19 protein-coding genes and 1 pseudogene are annotated in these 22,134 nt (G+C 61.1%); 6 read left to right on the top strand and 14 right to left on the bottom strand.

The features are described from left to right. Positions 1-777 precede the first annotated feature (777 nt). Positions 778-1,319: pseudogene (locus tag ASILVAE211_RS16380) on the bottom strand (IS3 family transposase); the annotation flags it as partial. Between the two features lie 113 nt (positions 1,320-1,432). On the opposite strand from ASILVAE211_RS16380, the gene ASILVAE211_RS16385 reads away from it, so the two are divergent. After that, positions 1,433-2,449, top strand: a complete 1,017-nt coding sequence (locus ASILVAE211_RS16385; RefSeq protein WP_227322423.1) for an ornithine cyclodeaminase family protein — start codon at positions 1,433-1,435, stop codon at positions 2,447-2,449. Positions 2,450-2,454: 5 nt separating this feature from the next. Further along, a complete protein-coding gene (locus ASILVAE211_RS16390) occupies positions 2,455-3,993 on the top strand; it encodes an HAL/PAL/TAL family ammonia-lyase (RefSeq protein WP_227322567.1) in 1,539 nt (512 codons plus the stop codon). A gap of 13 nt (positions 3,994-4,006) precedes the next feature. Here ASILVAE211_RS16390 and ASILVAE211_RS16395 read toward each other — a convergent pair whose 3' ends face one another. From ASILVAE211_RS16395 to ASILVAE211_RS16415, 5 genes are read right to left on the bottom strand one after another with little or no spacing between them, the layout of a single operon-like run. Further along, positions 4,007-4,828: a carbohydrate ABC transporter permease gene (locus ASILVAE211_RS16395; protein ID WP_227322424.1), complete on the bottom strand. Its 822-nt coding sequence runs from the start codon at positions 4,826-4,828 to the stop codon at positions 4,007-4,009. Beyond that, on the bottom strand, positions 4,825-5,703 hold the full coding sequence (locus tag ASILVAE211_RS16400) for a carbohydrate ABC transporter permease (protein ID WP_227322425.1): 879 nt from the start codon (positions 5,701-5,703) through the stop codon (positions 4,825-4,827). The genes ASILVAE211_RS16395 and ASILVAE211_RS16400 overlap by 4 nt, the downstream gene beginning before the upstream one ends. 21 nt (positions 5,704-5,724) lie before the next feature. Then, on the bottom strand, positions 5,725-7,116 hold the full coding sequence (locus tag ASILVAE211_RS16405) for an ABC transporter substrate-binding protein (protein WP_227322426.1): 1,392 nt from the start codon (positions 7,114-7,116) through the stop codon (positions 5,725-5,727). Between the two features lie 42 nt (positions 7,117-7,158). Then, positions 7,159-7,926 carry a FadR/GntR family transcriptional regulator gene (locus tag ASILVAE211_RS16410; protein ID WP_227322427.1) on the bottom strand — a complete coding sequence of 256 codons (768 nt, stop codon included), beginning with the start codon at positions 7,924-7,926 and terminating at the stop codon, positions 7,159-7,161. After that, positions 7,913-8,704 (bottom strand): SDR family oxidoreductase, encoded by a 792-nt coding sequence (locus ASILVAE211_RS16415; RefSeq protein ID WP_227322428.1) that lies wholly within the window; start codon positions 8,702-8,704, stop codon positions 7,913-7,915. Before ASILVAE211_RS16415 ends, ASILVAE211_RS16410 begins: the two co-directional genes overlap by 14 nt. A 94-nt stretch (positions 8,705-8,798) precedes the next feature. Between ASILVAE211_RS16415 and ASILVAE211_RS16420 the strand changes: the two genes are divergently transcribed. Beyond that, on the top strand, positions 8,799-10,013 hold the full coding sequence (locus ASILVAE211_RS16420; RefSeq protein ID WP_227322429.1) for an NAD(P)/FAD-dependent oxidoreductase: 1,215 nt from the start codon (positions 8,799-8,801) through the stop codon (positions 10,011-10,013). 32 nt (positions 10,014-10,045) lie between these two features. Next, positions 10,046-11,155 (top strand): M24 family metallopeptidase, encoded by a 1,110-nt coding sequence (locus ASILVAE211_RS16425; protein WP_264478921.1) that lies wholly within the window; start codon positions 10,046-10,048, stop codon positions 11,153-11,155. On the opposite strand, the gene ASILVAE211_RS16430 is transcribed toward ASILVAE211_RS16425, so the two are convergent. Then, entirely contained in the window at positions 11,139-12,062 is a 924-nt protein-coding gene (locus ASILVAE211_RS16430) for a LysR family transcriptional regulator (protein ID WP_227322431.1), read from the bottom strand. The genes ASILVAE211_RS16425 and ASILVAE211_RS16430 overlap by 17 nt on opposite strands. Before the next feature lie 286 nt (positions 12,063-12,348). Between ASILVAE211_RS16430 and ASILVAE211_RS16435 the strand changes: the two genes are divergently transcribed. Further along, complete coding sequence (locus ASILVAE211_RS16435; protein WP_227322432.1) at positions 12,349-14,508, top strand: FUSC family protein; 2,160 nt, start codon at positions 12,349-12,351, stop codon at positions 14,506-14,508. A 101-nt stretch (positions 14,509-14,609) separates the two neighbouring features. Then, positions 14,610-15,533, top strand: coding sequence for a DMT family transporter (locus tag ASILVAE211_RS16440; protein ID WP_227322433.1), 924 nt, complete (start codon positions 14,610-14,612; stop codon positions 15,531-15,533). Between the two features lie 9 nt (positions 15,534-15,542). Here ASILVAE211_RS16440 and ASILVAE211_RS16445 read toward each other — a convergent pair whose 3' ends face one another. From ASILVAE211_RS16445 to ASILVAE211_RS16475, 7 genes are all read right to left on the bottom strand, one after another. Beyond that, on the bottom strand, positions 15,543-16,790 hold the full coding sequence (locus ASILVAE211_RS16445) for an aminotransferase class III-fold pyridoxal phosphate-dependent enzyme (protein WP_227322434.1): 1,248 nt from the start codon (positions 16,788-16,790) through the stop codon (positions 15,543-15,545). Beyond that, positions 16,787-18,073, bottom strand: coding sequence for a TRAP transporter large permease (locus tag ASILVAE211_RS16450; protein WP_227322435.1), 1,287 nt, complete (start codon positions 18,071-18,073; stop codon positions 16,787-16,789). The genes ASILVAE211_RS16445 and ASILVAE211_RS16450 overlap by 4 nt, the downstream gene beginning before the upstream one ends. Then, on the bottom strand, positions 18,070-18,537 hold the full coding sequence (locus ASILVAE211_RS16455) for a TRAP transporter small permease (RefSeq protein ID WP_227322436.1): 468 nt from the start codon (positions 18,535-18,537) through the stop codon (positions 18,070-18,072). The genes ASILVAE211_RS16450 and ASILVAE211_RS16455 overlap by 4 nt, the downstream gene beginning before the upstream one ends. 19 nt (positions 18,538-18,556) lie before the next feature. After that, positions 18,557-19,552: a TRAP transporter substrate-binding protein gene (locus ASILVAE211_RS16460; RefSeq protein ID WP_227322437.1), complete on the bottom strand. Its 996-nt coding sequence runs from the start codon at positions 19,550-19,552 to the stop codon at positions 18,557-18,559. Between the two features lie 140 nt (positions 19,553-19,692). Further along, positions 19,693-20,052 carry an MmcQ/YjbR family DNA-binding protein gene (locus ASILVAE211_RS16465; protein WP_227322438.1) on the bottom strand — a complete coding sequence of 120 codons (360 nt, stop codon included), beginning with the start codon at positions 20,050-20,052 and terminating at the stop codon, positions 19,693-19,695. A gap of 77 nt (positions 20,053-20,129) precedes the next feature. Next, positions 20,130-21,026 carry a DMT family transporter gene (locus ASILVAE211_RS16470; RefSeq protein WP_227322439.1) on the bottom strand — a complete coding sequence of 299 codons (897 nt, stop codon included), beginning with the start codon at positions 21,024-21,026 and terminating at the stop codon, positions 20,130-20,132. 134 nt (positions 21,027-21,160) lie between these two features. After that, positions 21,161-21,940, bottom strand: a complete 780-nt coding sequence (locus ASILVAE211_RS16475) for a manganese catalase family protein (RefSeq protein WP_227322440.1) — start codon at positions 21,938-21,940, stop codon at positions 21,161-21,163. Positions 21,941-22,134: the final 194 nt, after the last annotated feature.

Below are 22,134 nucleotides of genomic sequence, written 5' to 3' on the forward strand. Positions count from 1 at the left end.
CTGCGAATGCTTTTAGTCCATGGAGCGCGTGCTGCCATGCCAATGCTCAGCCGGAGTGATAGTCCCATCGGCCAGCGGCTGAAGGGCATGCTGTCTCGGGGAGTGCATCGAAAAGCCGCAATTTGAAGAGATTGGCAGCGCTTATGCGTAGCCGATGACGTTTGTGAGAAGGACCGGAGATGGCCTGACAGTCGATAGGCGCACGGCAAGCCCTATAGTGAAAATGGTTCTCTGAAACCGTGTTGATTATTGAGGTTCCGGGCGTGCGGATACCCATCTTTGCCAAGGCACGTCCGTGAGACCGTATGCGGTGAAGCAGACTGACCAGGACTCGAATTTCTGACTTGCGAACCGGGCGGGCCATACGTTTTCACTGAGAGCTGGGCTCTTCCGCATAAAGCGTGCAGGTTATGAGCCCTGATTTTTAACTTCCTCAGATGCTGCAACAGGATTTCTATTCCAAAGGGCCGCCTTAAGTGCTTCGCTCTGAAGCATCCACGATCAGCCCCTAAAGCTTGTACAGGACAATATGTTAGCTTCGATTCGATGGGATTTCTTGGACGCTTTATGCGGAAGAGCCGAGAGCTGACCCGGGCGGGTAGGATGGGGATGCGGACGAAAACTTGGACTATTTTTAAATTCGTAGACCAAGACGAGACTCTATTGATATTCAATGGGACTGAGAGCGCTGAGGGATCTTGATGCGCTTTACATTATACCAGCGAATGCAGGAATCAACGGCTTCAATAAGTTGTTCAATTGTCAAGGTCTTCCAGCCACTAACCCATCGAAGCAGTCGATAATAGGTGTCAGATAGTCTTTGCCGGCCGCGAGCTGGAACTCGGTGATGTCGGTCAGCCACTTCTTGTTCGGGGCCGTTGCCAGGAATTCGTCATTAACAAGGTTCTTGGGCGCCAGCCTGATCTCCCCGAAATAGGATCCGTACCGGTGCCGCTTTTGCTTGGCAACGACCAAGCACTGCTGCTTCATTAGACGCTGCACAATAGTCTCAGAGATCGCAACGTGCTGCCTGTCCAACGACGTTTGCAGCCTACGGTAGCCGTAGCAGTGATGGTTCTGCTCGAAAATTTAAAGTGATACTGCGAAAAATCTCGCATTAATTGTAAGCTCCGTCATACGGGTCCGATGGCAAAAATATGAGCTTCGCGTCAGCTTCAACTAAGCAAGCAATTGCCGTAGCAGATAAGGATCTTTGAGGGCGTCAACCAGCGCTATCTTTTTCCGATTAATCAGGAGCTGCAGGTCGACGCCCAGACCTTTTTTCGCTGGAGTTCGTTGGACTTCTTCAGGAGATCATTCGGTCATAAAAAATCTCTTCAATCGGTGCGGTCAGCGTGGGTTGACGCTAGGGAGCTGCAAAGCGTACCGTTGTAGGCAGCGGTTCGCACTTGGTCAGCTTTGAAAGAATATGATGTCCACGCCTGACATGTCACCTATTTATATCGATTATCTCAACCGTCTTGATATCGACGAATTGAAGATGACGGATGCCGAGATCATCGGCGCCATCGAATCCTCTCTTGCCGAACAGGGGCGGGGCGAGACGGTGATTGAGCCGCGCGTTCATCTGGAACCCGGGGCCGCACGTGGCCATTTCAACGTTCTGCGCGGTTCCATCGGTGGTGCTATCGACAGCGCCGGCGTCAAAGTCGTCGGCGACTTCGTCGACAATTACAAGATCAACTTCCCCTCGGAATTCGGCGTGCTGCTTCTGCTCAATCGGCATAACGGGGCGCCCAAAGCCATTCTGGATGCTTCCGGCATTACCGATATGCGCACCGGTGCTGTCACGGCGGTCGGTGCCAAGTATCTGGCAAACAAGAATTCGAAGATTCTCGGTCATATCGGTGCACGCGGCACGGCTTATTGGAATGTGCGCTTGCTGGACAGCCTTTTTGACTTTGATGAGATCCGCGTGCATTCGCGCCGGCCGGAAAGTTACGAGCCTTTCGCCCGGCGGCTGGAACAGGATCTGGGCAAGCCGGTTATCGCGACGACAGATTGGCAAAGCTGCGTTGAAGGCGCGGATATCGTGGTGGAGGCATCGCGGCTTGATGCGCCCACACCCATGCTGCGCACTGAATGGATCAAGCCCGGCGCTTTGGTCATGCCCTATGGCACGATGAGTGCGGTGGAGCTGTCGCTCACCGATATCATGAGCAAGCTGGTCGTGGATGACTGGGGGCAGTGCAAGGGCGGCAAGTTCGGCAGCCTGCGCGCCCATGTCGAGGCCGGCAAACTGTCCGAGCAGACGCTGTATGCGGAAATGGGCCAGATCGTCGCGGGCCTCAAGCCGGGGCGGGAGACGGAGACCGAGACGATCCTTTTCTGGCATCGTGGCCTGTCGCTGTCCGATATCGCGCTCGGCCATGCCATGCTGGAGAAGGCAAAGCGTCTCGATATCGGCCAGCGGTTGCGGTTTGCTTGATCGACGTGCTGGAGATCGGTGAGCGGGCGATCGGCCTGACGGAGATTGTCACGGCATCGGCCGGCTCGACGCAGATCAGTCTCAGCCCGGCCGCTCTCGCCCGGGTAACCGCGTCCCGCGCGGTCGTGGAAACCTATGCCGAAGGCAATGAGCCGGTCTATGGATTGAATACGGGCCTCGGCGGCAATCTCGGGTATCGGCTTGACCCGACATCGCTCGCGGCTTTTCAGGTTCAGATGATCAGAGGACGAACGATCGGCGTCGGTCCGGCATTTCCTGAGACCGTCGCGCGTATCCAACTGCTCTGCCGCATCATCGGTCTTGCCCAGGGTGGCGCCGGCATTTCATTGGCGGTTCTGGAGGGGATGATCGCGATGTTCAACCGTGGCGTCACGCCCTGCATTCCCGGGCGCGGCTCGATCGGCGCAGGCGATCTCGGTCTGGCCGCCCATATGGCGGCGGTTGCCATCGGGCGGGGCGAGGCATGGTTTGAAGGCAGGCGATGGCCGGGGGCCGAAGCCTTGGCAGCCGCCGGGCTGCTTCCCGTTACCCTCGGGGCCAAGGACGGTCTCGGCCTTCTCAACACCAGCGCCGTCACCTGTGGCCATGCCACGGGCGTATTGGCCGATCTCGCCGATCTGCTGATCTTTGCCACCGCGACGGCGGCCTTGTCGCTGGAAGGCTATGCCGCCAATCCTGGGATTTTCGATCCGCGTCTGGCCGAAGCCCGCCCGGCTGGCGGCCAAGTCTGCGCGGCGGCGATGTTCCGTCAGATTCTGGCCGGCAGCTATCTGTATGACGCACCGTCGCGCTCGATCCAGGATGCTTTGTCATTTCGGGTTCTGTCGCAGATCTATGGCCCGCTCCTGACGGCGTTCGATACGGCGGCCGAAGCGGTGGCGCTTGAAATCAACGCCGCCGCCGACAACCCGCTGGTGCTTGCTGAGGACGGGGTCATCCTGTCGACCGCGAATTTCCACACGCCGGCCATCGCGCTCGCCTTCGACAGCCTGGCGATTGCGCTTTGTCATCTGGCAAGTGCCAGCATTCAGCGTACCATCAAGCTGATGGATGCGCGTCTGTCTGGCCTGCCCAAATACCTCTCCCCGATTGGTGGCGCATCGGTCGGGTTCAATGCGCTGCAAAAAACGGCGTCCTACCTTCATGCGGAAATCCGCCTGAAGGCGACGCCGGCCAGCCTCGATTCCATCCCGGTGTCCGAGACGGTCGAGGATCACGCACCGAATACGCCGCTGACCATCCGCAAGCTGGAGGAGCAGCTGCTGCCCTTGCGACTGCTGATCGCGATTGAGGCGATGACGGCGGCGCAAGCCGTCGATTTGCGCGGCAAGCCGGCCTTGTCGGCATCGACCACAATCCTTCATGCCGCCATCCGCGCGCGCGTGCCGACGCTTGGCGAAGATCGCGAAATCGGGCCGGATGTCGATCTGATCGACGGGATCGCTCAGAACCAGGCCCTGTTGGCGTCTCTGCGCGAAAGTTTCAAAGGCCTCTCGCTCAACCCGTTGCTGTCTGGGGCCTGACGGCGCGCTTCCTTTACTTGCCGATGCCTGAGGTCATGCCGCGCACGAAGGCACGCTGGCTGAAAAGATACAGGATGAGGAGGGGCAGGATCGACAGAAAGGCGCCCGCCATCATCAAGGGCTCGTTGACGGAATAGCGCCCCTGGAACAGCGCAAGCCCGGCCATGACAGTGCGCCCGTCATTATTCTGCAAAAATACGAGCGCGAAAAGCAGCTCGTTCCAGACCCAGATGGTATTGACGACGATGAGCGTGAACAGCGTGGCGAGCGATAGGGGCAGCACGATGCGCAGCAGGATGCGAGGGTGGGATGCGCCGTCAATCGTCGCGGCCTCGATCACGTCCAGGGGGAGTTCGCGCAGAAAATTCGTCAGGAAAAAGACCGAGAAGGGGATGAGCAGCCCGGTATAGACCAGCATGACAGAGGGCAGCGTATTGATGAGTCCCACCTGCACCATGACGGTGAAGAGCGGCACCACCAGGGCCACCGGCGGAAGCGCCATCAGCGCGATATTCAGACTCAGGAAGGTGGTCTGGCCCCTGAAGCGACCGAAAGCGACCGCATAGGCTGCCAGTAGTGCGATAACGGTGGCGGCGGCGACCGAGACGAGAGCGACGAGCGCGCTGTTCAAAGTCCATTGGGCGAAAGGCATTGCCCGGAAGACGGCGGCAAAACTTTGCAGACTGAAAGGCGCAGGCAGGTCGGTTGGGTTGCGCGTATAATCCTGCTGGGTTTTGAGGGCGGTTTGCAGGATGAACCACAGCGGATAGAGCGAGACGATGCACAGCAGGATCAGTAAAGCCTGCTGGCCGAGGGCGGAGGCATGGCGTCTCATCGGGCAACTCTCACAGCGCGTGCCTGTAGCCGCAGATAGATTCCAATGAAAATACTGGCCAGGACGAGCAGGACCACGACAGCGGCGGATGCCGCGCCGATGGCGCCATTCTCGAACCCGTTCTGGAAAATATAGAATTCCATGACGCTGGATGTATTCGCCGGGCCACCTTTGGTCAGCACATAGACATAGGTGAAGATTGAAGACAGCACGGTGATGGCTTCGACAATGACGAAGAACTCGATGGTCCGGCGGATATTGGGCACCAGAATGGACCACTGTATCTGCCAGCCCGTGGCGCCATCGATGCGGGCCGCCTCGACAAGCTCTGTCGGCACCGCCAGGAGGGCCGCGACGAAGACGACGATGCCGAAGCCAAGCTGCTGCCAGATAATCACGCTGCCGATCGTCGGCACCACATTGGCGGCGGACCCTAACCAGTCTCGCGCGAGGAAGCCTATGCCGTGATTGCGGAGCAGCGTGTTGAGCACGCCATTGCCGCTCAGCAGATAGCTGAAGCTCAGTCCGATAGCGGTAGCGGGCAGGATATAGGGCAGAAAAACAATGGCGCGGTAATGCCGCCAGCCTTTGACCTGGCTATTGAGGACCAGCGCAATCAACAGTGCCAGCACCGTCATCACCGGCACGGTCAGCAGAAGCTTGAGGTTGTTAAGGATCGACTGCAAAAAATCAGGGTCTTGAAACAGACCCTGGTAATTCATGGTGCCGACATAGGTAAGATCGCCGACCGAGCCCGCATAGAAGCTGAACCGTATGACGGCCGCCAGCGGATAGGCGAAAGTGCCTGCCAGCGCGATAAGCGCTGGCAGGATGAACAGATAGGGCCAAAGCTGGCGAGGGCGACGAAGCATCATGCGTCGTTATCGGTTCGCGTCTCAGCTATTGCCGCCCGCCCATTTCTTGAACTGAATGAATTCGGGAATCTGCTGCATGCGCCATTTTTTGATGACGCGATTCCAGATGGCCACCGCCTGTTCCGGCGTGCCTGACTTTGAGAGAATAAGCTGCCCGGCCGGCGTATCGGCGTCGGAATCCACTTCCGGCGGAATATAGTTCTCAAGCCAGATGGACTGTTTCGCCGTATCGAGCGCGAAGAGCTGCTTGGCAAGCCCGTCGGTGATCGAACTGGTCGGGAAGCGCTTGTCGGCGGGAAAGGCGCCGGTCTGGGTATAGAGCGCCGCCATATTGTCCGGCTGGTGCAGCCAGACGAGGAAATCGGCGGCCGCCTGCTTGTTCTTCGCCCAGCTGGTAATGAATTCATCCGAGGACTGGGTAACGTCATAGGTATCGGCAAGCTTGCCGCCGCCCCAGATCGGAGGGGCCGCGACGCCGATCTTATCTTCCCCAAGCGTCTTGCCCCAGCTCAGGACATTGCCGTCGGTCGTGAAGGCCATGGCGGCCTTCTGCTGCGGAAACAACTGCCAACCCTGAGTGAGGCTCAAGGATGAAACGTCGGAGTTGATATAGCCCTTGGCCACCAGATCGGCCATCATGGCGTACATCTTGGTGAGCAGACCGTCGAACTGGTCCAGGCTGAAGCCGCCGGTATTGCCGATCGCGGATTTCAGTTCGTCCAGAGAATTGAGTTCCTGCTTGAGGTAGATCGCGAACATCCAGGCGCCGAAGGAACCGTCGCTATTGCCCATGCCGATCGGTGTGATGCCATGCGCTTTCAAGGCCGCGCAATCGGCCAGGAAATCGCTCCAGGTCACGGGCGCCTTATCGGGGTCAAGGCCAGCCTTTTTGAACAGATCCTTGTTCCAGACAAGCGGCACGCCGATCAGATAGATCGGCATGGCGACGATTTTGCCGCCGGCCTCATTCTCGGAGGCATTCACCCATTGCGCGATTTCAGTGGCGGGCACGTAGTCTGAAATCGCGACGGCCGCCTTGTTCCAGTAGGGGGTGAGCGTCGGCAGCGTCGCCCATTGCGTATCGATATCCGGGCCAGAATGGCTTTGGGACGCGAGGCGGAAGCCGCCGATCAGCGTGTCGGAGGATTGCGGCACGACATTGATCTGGGTATCGGCATGGACCGCCTGATACTTGCTGACCATGCCCTTCATCCAAGTGTCGATGCCGGGAATATCGCTTTCGCCCCAGAACCAATAGGTGATCTTGGTGGCGTCGGCGGCCTGCGCGGGCCGCGTGCTCAATCCGGCCGTCGCGATCGCGGCCAGGGCGGCGATTGCGGTCACTGTCGTCTTCAGGCGCTGGCGCCAGCCCCGGCGTCTCTGTCCGGTCGGGCCGATCGATAGATTGTCCATCTCCGCTCCTTCACGCTTGTATTGTTAAAACTTTCACGATCATCAGATAGCCGCCACCGGTCGCTTTGCCCGGTCGGCCTGGTCTTGTTTCAGGCGTTGTCCAGGTGCCACCGCAAGGCGTTCGGCAAGGTCGAGATAAGGCATCATGACAAGGCTATGCGACAGCGCTTCCGCCTGGACGGCGGCCCCCTCGGCGATTGCGCGGGCCAGCGCGCGATGCAGTGGCAAGCCGCGCTCGAAGGCGCCGGCATGGTCGGTCGTCGTGCGGATCTGCGCCGCCATCATATCGCGCAGTCTTTGGCCGATACTGGCAAGAAGCGGATTGCCCGCCGCCGTCAGGATGGCCCCATGAAAAACGAGATCGCGTTCCGCGATCACGCTAGGCTGCGTCAGCCCGTCATCCAGGGCGTGGGCCGCAGCCATAATCGCATCACGCTCCGCGGCGGTGGCCCGTAAGGCGGCGAGTTCGGCGGCGGGCGGCTCAACAATCAGCCTGAATTCGGCAAGATTGAAGGCAATCTCAAGCCGGTCATCGCCTTCGGCCATCCAGCGCAGCACGTCCGGGTCCAGCAGGTTCCAATCCGCACGGGGGGCCACCCAGGTACCCATGCCCGGCCGCAATCCGATAAGGCCTTTGGCGGCCAGCGCCTTCACCACCTCCCGCAGCAGATTGCGTCCGACCCCGAATTGGGCTGCCAGTTCAACTTCAATGGGCAGAGCGCCCGGTGGCAGATCGCCACGCAGGATGGCACCGCCGAAACTATCCAGCGTCTGACGAAAGATCGAGCGCGGAACGTCAATCCGACGCACGGTCAAAGACCTCAAGGACGTCGAGCTTTCCCTTGAAGGCGCTGTAGCCGCTGTCGCAGACATGAATGCCGCCCGTCTGGTAGCGCGCGCGGTCCGACAACAGAAACAGTCCGAGTTCGGCGGCGTCCATGGCGGTCATCACCGGCATGAGCTGTAGCGATTCAATCCGCGCGCGCAGGGCGGGCACTTCCAGAAATTCACGCTGATGCGGGGTATCGACGAAACCTGGGCAGATCGCATTTATCCGCACGCCCTCGGGCGAAAGACCGGCCGCCATGGAACGGGTCATGGAAATGACGCCACCCTTGGCAGCGGTATAGGCGTCGAGGCCCGCTTGGCCGATCAGCGCATCGGCGGTCGCCGTCAGCACCAGGCTGCCACCACCGGGCTGGGTCAACATCTGCTTCGCTACGTATTTGCTGACGAGAAAGGTTCCGGTCAGAACCAGGGTGATGATGTCATCCCAGACGGATTCAGGAAGTTCAGTGACCCGCCGGTCATTCTTGTTGACGAGCGGGACCGACATGGCGGTATGGAACAACCCGTCGATACGGCCGTGCCGCGCGACGGTTTCACGGACCAAAGCCTGAACCGAGAGACTATCCCGCACGTCGACGGTCATGGCGTCGCCGCCGCAGGAAGCGGCAACGCGCTTTGCCGCAGCCTCTGAAATATCCGCGACGACCACCTTGGCGCCATCGCGCGCGGCGCCTTCCGCTGCGGCGGCGCCGATGCCCGAGCCACCGCCGGTGATCAGGATTATTTTGCCGTCCAGCATCAACAATCCCCCTCTGGTGAAAAGCCCTGTTGGCAACTTCATCCTACTATGGGATGAACGGTCAAGGCATAAAATGATCTTCGGGAGATTTGGTTTGACCGAACGTGCTGACGCCGTCGTCATCGGCTCCGGCGCCCTGGGTGGCAGTCTGGCCTATCTGCTGAGCCGCACGGGCCGTCGGGTTCTGCTGCTGGATCGTCATGGCATCGCCAGCCAGACATCCCCCCGCGCGGCTGGGCTGAGCGCCGTTCTGCGGCCTGATGCGCTGATGACGCGGCTGGCGCGGCGTGGCGCGGCCCTGCTGGAAAACTTTGAGCCGGAAACGGGCATCGCCATCGGCCTTCATCGCAGCGGCAGCCTGAAGGTCGCGCGGTCACCTGCGCTCGCTGAGCAATTGCGCCAGGAGGTGGCGCGCGGTGCGGCGCTCGGCGTGCAGGCGGCTGTGATCGATGCGGCGACGGCCCGGCACCTCATGCCGCTGCTGCGGACGGATAGCGCGGCGGCAATCGCCCATTATCCGGAGGACATTTATCTCGATCCTGCGCTGTTCACGCGCGGCGTCTGCGAGGCAGCGCGCCGCGCCGGCTGCGTGTTACGGCCCGGCACGCGGGTGGAGGAGATACTGGTCGAATCCGGCAAAGTGAGCGGCGTGCGCTGTTCCTCGGGTACCATCACGGCCCCTGTGATTATCGACGCTGCCGGCGCCTGGGCGCGGGCATTGGCGCGCAGCACGGCCTTGCCGATGGTCGCGGTGCGGCATCAGCTTCTGGTCACGCCGCCGCTTCAGGCCTCCCGCGCTGATCAGCCGGTCACGCGCATTCTGGACGCGAATGTCTATGTCAGGCCCTGCGACGGCGGCCTGATGCTGGGCGGCTACGAGGCGACGCCGCTGATCCTGGAGACCGTGCCGGACAGCGTCGATGAGATGCCGCTTGATATGACCGTGATGCGGGGCCTGGCCGACGCCGTCGCGGCGGAGTTTCCGGTCTTCGCGGATTTGAGCGGTGCGAAACTGCGCGGCGGCATGCCGACAATGACGCTGGATGACGAACACCTGATCGGCCCGGTGCCTGGCGCCGAGGGATTGTTCGTCCTCGGGGGCTGCAATGTCGGTGGGTTGTCCACGGCGCTGGCTTTCGCGGAAGCGCTCATTGCCATCATTGAAGATCCGGATGCGGCCGCGGCGATAGCGCCGCTCCTGCCGGCCCGGTTCGCCGGGCAGACAGTAACCGAGGCGGCCCTGATAGATGCATGCCGCCTGCACTATGCCCAGCACTACTGGTCCGCGGCGGCTCGGGCAGCGATGTAGACCGCGCGGAGGCAGGTCCGATGGATGAGAGATTGTCCCGAACGGTAGCGGTCTTGCGTGAGCTCGGTGCCGATTGGGCGGTGCTGACGGCACCTGAAAGTCTTGTTTATGCGCTTGGCTATGCGCCCGCCGTGGAAACCGGACCGTCACCCTTCGCAGCCGGCCCGGCGCTGGCGCTGGTCGGGCGTGACGGCGAGGCCGCTCTCATTCTGCCCGCAACGGAGGTGGCGGGACCGCGGGCAGGGCAGGTGTTCCGCTATGATAATTACGGTCTCCATCATGCCGACCTGCCGCGTGGCGCCTTTGAAGCCGAATTTCAAAAGCTTCGCGGGCATATGCGGCCTTCGGGCCGCTTCGCGATAGACGGCGCCGCGCATAGTGCCTGGATCGACGGGCTATTGCCGCCGGGCGAACGGATCGACCTGACAGCCGCGCTCCGCCGCCAACGCATGACCAAGACCGACGCTGAAGTGGCGGCGCTGACCCGTTGCGCGGAGCTGGCTGCCATCGGCCAGACCCGCATGATGGCGGCCGCGCGTCCTGGGATCAGCGAGCTCGCGCTTTTCGCGGCGATCCGGGAGGTTATGGAGCGTGAGGCGGGTGAGAGGCTGGCCGTGACCGGTGACCTGCTGAGCGGGCGCGCGCGAACCGCCGGCATGACCGGCTGGCCCGGCAAGCGCGTGCTCGGCCAAGGCGATGCCATTATCGCAGATATCGCGCCGCGCTTTGGCGGTTACTGGGGCGACAGCTGCGCGACGGTCGTTCTGGGGACACCAACGGAGGCGCAGCTCAGGGTGTTTGGCGCAGCACGCAATGCGCTTGACCTTGCTATCGCCGAAATCCGCCCGGGCATGACGGCTGGCGCTGCCCACCGTCTGGTTCGTGGCTGTGTGCAGGGTGCCGGTTTCGACTATCCGCACCATACTGGCCATTCCATCGGCACGGCCGTGCACGAGCATCCGCGTCTTTGCGATGACGAGACTACGGTTTTGCGGGCCGGCATGGTCTTGATGGTGGAGCCCGGTGCTTATGATCCCGCCATCGGCGGCGCGCGGACGGAATGGATGCTGCATGTGACGGAAACGGGTTGCCGGCCCCTCGCGCCATTTCCGCTGGTGGCAGCGGTCAATTCGGTCGAATAGCCGATCCTTGCCAGCCCCGGCGGGCGGCCAGGGTCGCGATAATCGTGAGCAAAGCCGCAAGGGCGGGCGATTGGTCCTTAACGCGATAGCGGATCAATAGTGGCACGGTCGCTTTCTCTCGTATCGGGGCGAAGCGGATGTCTGGCCGCGCCAGGGCCGTGACCGAGGCGGGAACCACGCAGGCGCCGCTGCCGGCGGCCACCATCACCAAAGCGGTCTGCATTTCCTGGACTTCCCGCACGATTGCAGGCACTGCGCCATATTGGGCGAAAGCGGACAGAACCACGTCAGCATAGCTGGGTCGGGGGTCACGGGGAAAAACGATGACCGGCATCGCCGCGATCGCCGCAAGCGGGATATTGCCTTGGGCGGATAGCAGCGGATCGTCCTGTTGAAGGGCTACGGCCAAAGGCTCGTCGTGCAAGACGTGATGCTGAAGTTCCGGGTCTTCGATCTGAATACGGTCGAAACCGATGTTGATCCGCCCATCTCGCAAAGCGGCGGCCTGTCTCGGCGCGTCCATTTCCGCCAGGGTAACGTCGAGATCGGGAAAAGCCTCACGCAAGGCGCGGATCATCTCGACCAGCCCGGCATACAGGGTTGATGGAACCACGCCGAGCACGAAACGAGGATTGCTGGACGCGATGGATCGCCGCATCGTCGTTTCCAGCTGATCCATGCGGGACACCACTTGCTGCGCCTGCTCAAACATGAGCTGCCCGGCCGGTGTCAGTACCAAGGGACGGCTGTCGCGCAGGAATAAGGGAGCGCCTAATTGCGCCTCCAATTCCTGGATGCGCTTGCTCAGCGGCGGCTGCGCCATATTCAGCCGCGCGGCGCCACGCGTGAAGCTGCGCTCCGTCGCGACGGCCAGAAAATACTTCAGGGAGCGGATATCGAGATTCATACTACTTAGATATAAACAGCATATGATGGTTTCGCTCGACCCTGGAATGTTCTGCGGTCTTTGATTTTATGAGTGAGCTTATGAGCTTCCACAAGGTGAATTATACCATTTTGGTATAATTTTTGATTGATTTGGTTCTTCCATTCCCCTCCCGTCCACGGCAATCCGATGGCTTGGGATTGGCCCGCAGGGCCGGCTGAGCGAATGGGACCACCAGAATGCCTTTTCCCGCGGGGTTGGCGCTGCCGGGGCATAGGATTGGCGTGCAAAGGCTGAGCAGCAGGCAATGATGGGCCGATCGCTCAGGGCTATTTTGCCCCTTTCGGACATTGTCTTTTCCGCGAAGACTTTTGTGGCAGCAATGGGGGCCTATTACATCGCTTTGTCGAGCGATATGGATCGCCCCTACTGGGCAGTCATCACGGCCTATATTGTTTCTCAGCCTTTGGCCGGAGCCGTAAGGTCAAAGGCGGCTTTTCGCATGGCCGGGACGGTGATCGGGGCGGCGGTCGCGATTATTGTGATAGCGAATTTCGCAGACGCACAGGCGCTTCTCACACTAGCCTTGGCATTATGGGTCGGGCTTTGCACCTATATCGGAATACTCGATCGCACGCCGCGGTCTTACTTGTTTTTGCTTGCCGGCTATTCTGCGGTCATCATCGCCATTCCGGCCGCTGCCGCACCTGACACAACTTATGCGACGGCCAGCTTGCGGGTGCAGGAGATCGTCGTCGGTATCCTCTGTGCCACAGTCACGCATAGCGTGTTTTTTCCGCGCTCGGTGACCGCGTATATTCATCGCCGAGCCGAAGCTGTTCTTCAGGACGCCCGTCGTTGGTCGCATGGCGCGCTGGGGCGACCGCTCCGGGACATGGGGGCGACACCGGCCATGACCGTAGGAAAAGCGCATAATCGCGATCGCCGCAGGTTGGCAATCGACATTCATGAATTGCATCTTCTTTCGGTGCATCTTCCCTTTGATACACAGATACCGACCTGGCCTATCGACGTGCTGCGGAAATTTCAGGACCAGATATCGCGTACTTTGCTTTTAGCAGCGACGACTGAGGCGCGGATCGCCCAGTTAAGCAGCATGGGCAAATTAACAGCCGAGATTGCCGATCTGATAGACAGCACAAATGCGTGGTTGGATGATCCGCAGACAGACAGTGACGCTCAAAAGAAGGCAGAGGTTTTGATCGCACGGGCGCGATCGCTCGAGCCCTCTTGTAAAGAGCGCGTGCCTCCGGGATGGGAGGACATTCTTAATATCGATATATTGGGTCGGCTTGCTGCGCTTGTCCGGGCCCATGCGATGGGACATCAGCTTGGGCAGTTGATGCAGAGCAATAGCCCGCCGGGCTCCGACATTATGCGCGTGACACTGTCTAAATCTCCGCCGCGACCCTTGCACCGTGACCACGCCGGTGCGTTACGCGCTGCGCTGGCAACGTTTCTGACGGTGGCTGTGGGCACAATCTTCTGGATAGGCACGTCCTGGCCCGACGGCGCGAATGCGGTCGTGATCGGGACGATTGTATGTGCGCTATTCAGCACCAGTGATGATCCGGCACCTGTTGCGCGCCGGGTCTTGTGGGGGACGGGCCTGTCCATACCGGTCTGTGGCATCTACGCATTGGGAATACTGCCGGCGGTTCACGGCTTCCTGCCGCTCGTGATGGTATTGGCGCCGTTTTTCTTGACGATCGGCTTTCTTCTGCCGCGCCCTCGCTGGGCGGCCAGCGCCATCGGTATGCTGCTGACGACACCGGGCCTTATCGCCCTGGATGATCGCTACTCAAGTTCCTTTGATGGTTTTGCCAATGCGGCACTGGCGCAATTCATTGGCACCATGCTTGCTGTCGCCATGCTGTCATTGGTGCGTCCGGTCGGTCAGGAAAAATCGGCATGGCGCGTCAGGCAAATCTGCCAGAGAGAGTTGAAGCGCCGCTTGGCCTCCGCTCAAGAACCCGACAGTTCCGCCTGGATTGCGCGCATGACGGACCGGATGGGACTTTTGGCGCCTGCGGTCAGCGAAAGTCGAGCCATGGACGATATGCTGACAACGACTTGTCTGGGCTTGGCAATCGATGAGTTAAATCGCTTTCGCATAACTGCGCGTGGACGCGACGCCGCTATCGTCTCACTGGTATTGAAGCGTCTGGACGGCCAGCTTGTCAGGCACGCTATCGATATTTTTCAGAGTACAAAAATAAAAAAGCCGGGACCAGGCAATGCGGAATTTTTGCGCGCCCTTGATATGGCGCTTCGCCAACTCGGCCGGCAAGTGACGCAGCCAAGTTATAAATCCGCCTTGCTTGCTCTCGCAGATTTGCGCCTGATAGTGGCGCCGCAGGAATCTCCGCCGCTTATGCGTTGGGATAGGACGTCTCATTGGGTGCGTGGGGTTGCGGTTGTCCAGCAACAGGCCAGTTCAGATTGAACGGGCTATGCGTTTTCTGCGTAAGGTCAGGGTAGTCCCGCGTGAGATAGAGCAGCCACTGGTGGTTCCGGTTGTGGACCCGCCCCGGAGAGAGCGAAGCGATGCAGGCATTGGCCGCCGACGACACGCGGCAGAGAACGGTGCAGGGCATTCTCCTCTCCTTTCTCGGTTACGTTGTTTATGCCTTGAGCGATGCCTCCGTCAGGCTGCTGCACGGCGCGCTGCCGGCCTTCGAAGTGGTCTTCTTCGGCTCCCTGCTCGGCCTGCTGGCGGTGCCCTTCGTGCGGGGGGAGGGGGATCGCTGGCGGGATCTGTTCACCTGCCGGGATCGCCGCATGTGGGCCATTCGGGCATTGGCCGCCGTCGTTGGCGCGGTCTGCTCGGTCGTCGCCTTCACGCAGCTGCCCATGGCCGAAGCCTTCGCGCTCCTGTTCCTGCTGCCGGCCTTCGTGACGATCCTATCGGTGATTTTCCTGAAAGAGCCAGTGGGCTGGCGCCGCTGGTCCGCCGTCATCATGGGTTTCGCCGGCGTGCTGATCGTGCTGCGGCCAGGCTTTCACGCCCTTAAGCTTGGACATTTCGCGGCCATCGGCGGTGGCTTTGCCGGCGCGGTGACAGTCGTGCTGCTGCGCCATCTGGGCAATTCCGAGAAGCGCATTTCGCTCTATGGCGCTGGGCTGATCGGTCCGCTGGTCGCTGGATTGGTGCTCAGCCTGCCGCATTTCGTGATGCCGACGCCGCGCGACCTGATCTTCATCACGTCTTACGGGCTGCTGGGCGCGGCCGGCAATGTGCTGATGATCCTATGCGGCCGCATGGCGCCGGCCAGCGTCGTCGCACCCACGCAATATAGCCAGATGCTGTGGGGCATCGGCCTGGGCTACGGGCTGTTCGGCGACAAGCTGGACGGGGTGATGATCCTCGGCGCCGTCGTCATCATCGGCGCCGGGCTCATCACGTTCCTGCGGGAAAAGGTCAAACAGCCCAAGGCCGCTGCTCAGCACCCCACGGTTCATCCGCAATAGGCCGAAGCGTCAGGCGGCCTGGGCCAGCTCCGCCGCCGCCGCGTCAAAACTGTCGCCGAGTTCGGCAACGGCTTTGGGCAGATGCGCGAAGGACAGATACACGCGCCCATAGGGGGAGGGCATGACCAACGCATCATGGCGGCGCATGGCCTTATGCAGCGCCAGCGTCAGGTCCGGCCGCGCGACACGGGCGGCATCGCCATAGCTTTGCGGCGCCTGATCCGTGAACCAGAGCGTGAAGACGTCGTTCAGTCCGGTGGTGACGGCGGCCATGCCAAGACCGTTGAACCGCGCCTCGATCCTGGTGCGGAGCCCGGCACCGGCCGCCAGCAATGCCGGATAATCGGCCGTCTTCAAGGCCTCCATCGTGGCGATGACGCCGGCGCAGGCGATGGGATTGCCGCTATAGGTGCCGGCACGGATGGCGCGGCCGTCCGTCAATGCTTCCATGACAGCAGGCTTGCCGAGGACACCGGCCACGGCGATGCCGCTGCCGATGGCCTTGCCCACGGTCGCCATGTCCGGGTCCAGACCCATCGTATGGGACGTCAGCCCGGCATGGAGCCGGAAGCCTGTCAGAACCTCATCCATGATGAACAGGGCACCGTGGCGGCGGGCAGTTTCCTGTAGATGGGCGAGGTAGCCGGGTGCAGGCAGGATGCAGCCGGCATTGGCCAGCACGGGCTCGGCGATGACGCAAGCGATATCGGGGTAATCCCGGAACAGCGCCTCGGTATCGGCCTTGTCGTTATAGCGCAGCAGCACGATGTCGCCCTGCTCCGGGCGGCTGTTGCGGGCGAGGTCGGCTTCGGGCGTGCCGGCATTGCCGAAGGCGATTTCATCATACCAGCCGTCATAGCCGGCGGCGATTTTGGCGACGCGGCGGCGGCCGGTGACGGCGCGGGCGATGCGGCAGGCAAGATGCACGGCTTCGCTGCCGCTATTGGTGAAGACGACCTGGCTCAGCGCGCCGGTCTGGGCGGCCAGCGCGGCGGCGGCGGCTTCCTCGCGGGCATGGCCGAAAGCCGGCAGCGGTCCGTCGCGCAAAGCCTTTTCGACGGCGGCGATCACGCCCTCCGGCGCATGGCCCAGAATGGTGCCGCCGAAGCCTAACGCCGTATCGACATAGCGGCGGCCGGCATCATCCCACAGATAGGCGCCGGCGCTGCGGTCGATCTGCAAGGCCGCCCCGTCCAGCAGGGGAAGGGCGCGGCCGGCACTGGAAATGCCGCCGACAAGGGCAGTGGAAGACGTCACAGTCCGAATACTCCGGGAAGCCATTGCGTGATCGCAGGGATTGCCACGAGCACGACGACGCAGAGGATGGCGGCGATCCAGAAAGGCACCAGGCGTCGGGACACCGACCACATGTCGATGCGGGCTACGTTGCAGACAACAAAGATATTCGTGCCGATGGGCGGGGTGAAAAGCCCGATGCCGAGCGTCACGATGAAGAGCAGGCCGACCTGATAGGGGCCAAAGCCGGCGGCCTGCGCGATGGGCGTCAGGATCGGGCCGAGGATGACGAGCGCCGGGCCAAGGTCGATCCAGAAGCCCACGACCTTCAGCACCAGAAGAACGAGCGCGATGGTCTCATAAGGGCCGGTATGCAGTCCGGTGATCCAGCCGGCCGCCATCATCGGCACCTGTTCGATGGTCAGGATCCAGGCGAAGGGGGTGGCCACCGCCATGATCATCATGATCGCACCCGTGGTCGACAGCGCTTCCAATGCGATGCCGGGCAGATCCCGCCAGGACAGTTCGCGATAAACCAGGAAGCCGACGAGAAGCGCGTAGACGAGCGCGAGGGCAGCCGCTTCCGTCGCGGTCGCGATGCCACCGACGATGGCGCCGATGACCAGCAGCGGCATCAGGAGTGCCGGCAGGGCGCGCAGCGTATCGCGCGAGAAGCTGACGATCGTGGGCCGGCGTTCGGAGCGCTGGAAGCCCTGCCGCGCACCGACCAGATAGGCGACCAGCATGAAGGCCGCGCAGACCAGAAGGCCCGGCAGGATGCCAGCCACGAACAATCCGCCAATCGAAGTATTGGTGATGACGCCATACAGGATGAGGATGACGCTGGGCGGCACGATCATGCCGAGCGTGCCCGAGGCCGCCGTGACAGCCGCCGAGAAATCGCGCGGATAGCCGCGCTTTTCCATGGCCGGAATCATGATGGCGGCGACCGCGCCGGTATCGGCCGTGGCGGATCCGCTGATACCGCCATAGACAAGCGCCGTCGCGACATTGACGAGGCCGAGGCCACCCGGCACGCGGCCGAAGACGTCTTCCGCGACGCCGACGATGCGATGCGTGAGGCCGCCCTTGTTCATCACCCCGCCCGCCAGCAGGAACAGCGGAATGGCGGAGAGCGTGATGGAATCAGCGCCATGCAGCACCTGCTGCGACAGCCAGGCGATGGGCAGGCCGATGCCGCCGAAGGTCGTCGTCAGGATGACGGCTGCGGCCATCGCCCAGACGACCGGAATGCCGAGCAGCAGCAGAAGAATGAAACTGCCGATGAGAAGGCCGGTAATCATGCCTTCGCGCTCCGCTGGATGGCCGTTCGGCGGAAGACGCGCAGCAGTGCGATCAGCATCAACCCGACGCCCAGGACGGGTGCGGCGCCTGACTGCACGAAGCCCGGCCAGCGCAGCAGTGGTGTCGGCACGAAGGCAGAGCGCTGCAGCATGGCAATGCTGCTGAGAAGCAGCGTGAGGCCGATCAGCCCGATGGCGACATCCGCCGCGCGGGTCAGCGCGGAAGCAAGCCAAGGGGCCAAGGCATCGCGCAGCACGGTGAAGGCCGCGTTCTCGCCCTTGGTCTCAGCCAGAACCGTGCCGAGGAAGGTTACCCAGATGAAGGCGATACCCGCCACTTCGTACGACCATTCAAAACCGGTCATTCCGAAATAGCGGGCGGCGACGGCAAGCAGGGTATTCGCCACCATCACGAGAAGGGCAATGCAGCCCAGGAAGCCCGAGAGGCGGCGTAGCCAGATCATGCAAGTATTCCAGTCAGTTTCAGCGATCGGCCTTGGCGGCTTGCTGCACCTGCGCCACCAGATCGGCACCCCAGATCTTGCCGTATTTGGCATAGACGGGGGCGACCATCGCCTGGAAGGGGACGGTGTTCACGGTGTTGAACTTCACGCCCTTGGCGGTCAGCGACGTATCGAGGCTGGCATAGACGCTGGCGAGCTGGGCGCGGTACCAGGTGGTGGTGTCGGCGACGGAGGCGTCGAGCGCTGCGCGCTCATCGGCCGGCAGCGCGTCATACCGGTCCTTGTTCATGTACCAGTAATTGGCGGTCCAGATGTAGTTGGAGATCGACACATATTTGGCGACCTCGTACCACTTCTCGTCCGAGTAGTCGCGCAGCTCCGGCTCCACGCCATCGACCACATGCGACTGTAGGGCGGTGTAGACCTGCCCGAATGGGATGGACTGCGGCAGCGCGCCGAGCGTGTGCAGGGTGTCGAGAATGACCGAAATCGGCGGTGTGCGCAGCTTCATGCCCTTGATATCGGCGGGCGTCGCGATCGGATGGCGGCTATTGGCGAAGTTGCGGAAGCCGGAATCCAGGAAGCCCAGCATCTGGTAGCCGTGGTTCTGGCCCATCGCCTTCAGCTCGGTGCCGACCGGCCCGTCCAGCACGCGATGGACATTGTTCAGATCGCTGAACAGGAAGGGCAGCGCCAGCACATTGAGGCGCGGATCGATATCGTCCACCACGCCGCCGAGGCCGATATCGCTGGAGCCGGAGCCGACGCCATCGGCGATCGGGCCTTCGTCACCCAGTTCCGCATTCGGAAAATCCTGGATCTTCAGCTTGCCGCCGGTGCGCTTGGCAACATCGTCGGCGAAATAGTGCATCGCCTGATCGATAAGGCTGTTGGTGCTGCTGGCATGGGCCAGACGCAGCGTCTGGGCTTCCGCCGCGTGGGTCACCCCGAGCGCGGAGACGGCGAACAGGCAAAACGGCAGAGCCGCTTTCAGAATCGTGCGACGAACCGACATGCGAGTGTATTTCCCTGAATGCAAATTCACGGGAGTTTCATGGCGGTCCATAATGCCATAAGTCAAAGTAGAAATCCGCGTCGAGCAATGAGCGGAATCCCCAGGGCCACAAGTTTTATTTATGGCCTGCCGGCCTGGGGTCAGATGGCCAGGCCCAGCTCCCCGCGTTTCTTCCGCGACAGACCGAGCGCGACCAGCCTGTGTGATTCCGCCAGATAGGCGCGGAGATCGGCGTCCGACAGGCCTGGTTTCGCGCAGTGCTGAATCCATTTGAAGCCCCGCGAGGCAAGATAGGGGGCGGGGCGCAGGCCGGGCTGCTCCTTCAGCAAATCGTAGGACATCGGGCTCGTCTTGAAGGTCACGAGCATCGTGCGGCCCTGCGGCACGCCGATGGCGAAGACCTTGCCGCCGACCTTCCAGACATCCGCACCACCCCATTGCACGACATGGGTGGTGACGGGCAGGCCGCTACAGAAGGCGTTGAAGCCGTCGCGTGTCATCAGCCCTTATCCGTCGATCGTCGGCTGCTTGCCAAGGCCCGCGACCGGCGTGGCAAATTAACGCCCGTTAGCCGGCGTCAATTCTTGCTTTGGCGTAGCCGAAATCCGCGCGGCCTTGCGCCTGTCGTTCCAATGCAAGCGACGAGGATAAGGCTGGCACCAATAATTGTGGTGAGGGTGGGAATTTCTCCGAAGAAGACAAAGCCCAGAATAGCACCCCAGAAAAACGCTGAATATTCAAGAATGCCGAGTCTGCCCGCGTGAGCCCGCGCATAGGCCCAGCCGAGACAGAAATGGCCGCAGGCGCCCATCAGGCCACCGAAGGTCACGGCCGTCCAAATGGCTGTTGTGGGCGGCCGCCATTGAACGATGAGGAATGGCAAGCAAAACAGAGCGGCCCAGCTATTGGACAGAAGCACGATCGTTTGAAGAGAATCCTGGGTCGTCTGCCGTCTCATCAGCACGTTCGACAACGCATAAAAGAAGGCGGCCCCAAGGGCTCCCGCGAGACCTGGCAGATCGAAGGCATGGCCTCCGCGCATTGGATTGCCCAGCGCGATGACGACCACGCCAATAAGCCCCAGAATAACGCCGACCATGCTCTTAGAAGCAATCGGCTCTTTCAAGATGAAACGGCCCATCAAGGTCAGAAGAAGCGGGGCGATGAAGGACAGGGCGATGGCCTCGGCGAGCGGCAGGCGGGCGAGAGCGACAAAAAAACAAGCCGTCGACGTCAGCATTGCCAAGGCACGGGACGCATTGCGGCGTAACGCATTCCAGGTCGGCCTGCGCTCACCTTTGATAAGAAACACGATAGCCGCAAAAAATGACGCGGCAAGATAACGGAGTTCGATGACTTCCCCCAAAGGGTAAGTCATCGATGGCCTCTTCATCAGAGCGTCCATGAATGTCAGGGCGCATACGCCGAGCGCCGCGGCCAGCACCGGGGCAGATGATGATTGATTGGCTTGCACGTCCCGCTTCCTCCGCGGGCCGCTCTTAGCGCTTTCGAGCCGCAAGCGCTACGGGGGGAAAGTATGCGAGGCAGAGCCCTGAAGTGAGCCCGGCACGCCGCAGCGGGCCGGGATCATTTGCAAAATGGTCGGTGTTATTTTGACTTCCCGGGCGGTTTTGGCTTGGCTTTGCGGTCTGCCGGGTGGGGTGACTCAGACCGCTCGTCATCCGGATTGATCGGAGGAAGCGGCATGCCGCCCTGAGGCTGCGGATCTTCGATATAATCGAAATCCGGCTCTTGATTCCATGGGCCGCGTGCGTCTTCACCCTGAGAGAGGTTAAAGACGAGTTTGACAGTATCATCCGGAGGAATATTGCCAAAAAAGGGATCGTCCAACTTGCCCATGCCATCGAGCGCTTTCATGAACATATTTGCATGAGTAATTTCGCGCGTCAGAAGATGATGCAGCGTCTTTTTAGTTCCCTCATCATTGCAGACTTTAATAAGTGCCTCATAAGTTTGGCGAGCGCCGCCCTCAGCTGAGATATTTGCGCGCAGGTCGCGGATGACATTGCCACCTTCTTGAATATAAGCTGCTGTCCAGCAGCTTCCTTGACTGTCAAGGAAGTGTGGGCCGCCACCCTTCAACTTAAACAGTGGCGCGTCATAGACCGACGTTTGATCCAGTTCACTTGTGTGCTGAGCGATGAGTTTGCCAACCATCTCCAGATGGCTGAATTCTTCGATGGCGATATCTTGCAGCATGTCGCGTATCGAAGCATTTTCGACATGAAAAGATTGCACCCAATATTGCAGAGCGGCCGTAAGCTCACCGGTCGCACCGCCAAACTGCTCAAGTAAATATGTACCAAATCTTGCGTCCGGCGTTCCAACATTGACCGGCTGAATAAGCTCTTTTCTGTGAAAAAACACGGTTCATCTCCTTAATTGCACTGTTTTGGGCGACCGACCGAGGGCAGATGCGATGACCACGCCTAGCGGTGCAAATAAGGGCGATGTCCTCACGGAGTATAAGAGCCGCAAGCATCACAGCTTTGGTAGCTCATGCAAAACGTGTCAGCCGCAAAAGGCAGCCCACGGCTGAACTGTAATGAATTCTGTTATTC

Origin of the sequence: Acidisoma silvae (assembly GCF_020618775.1) — a bacterium.
Lineage (GTDB): Bacteria > Pseudomonadota > Alphaproteobacteria > Acetobacterales > Acetobacteraceae > Acidisoma > Acidisoma silvae.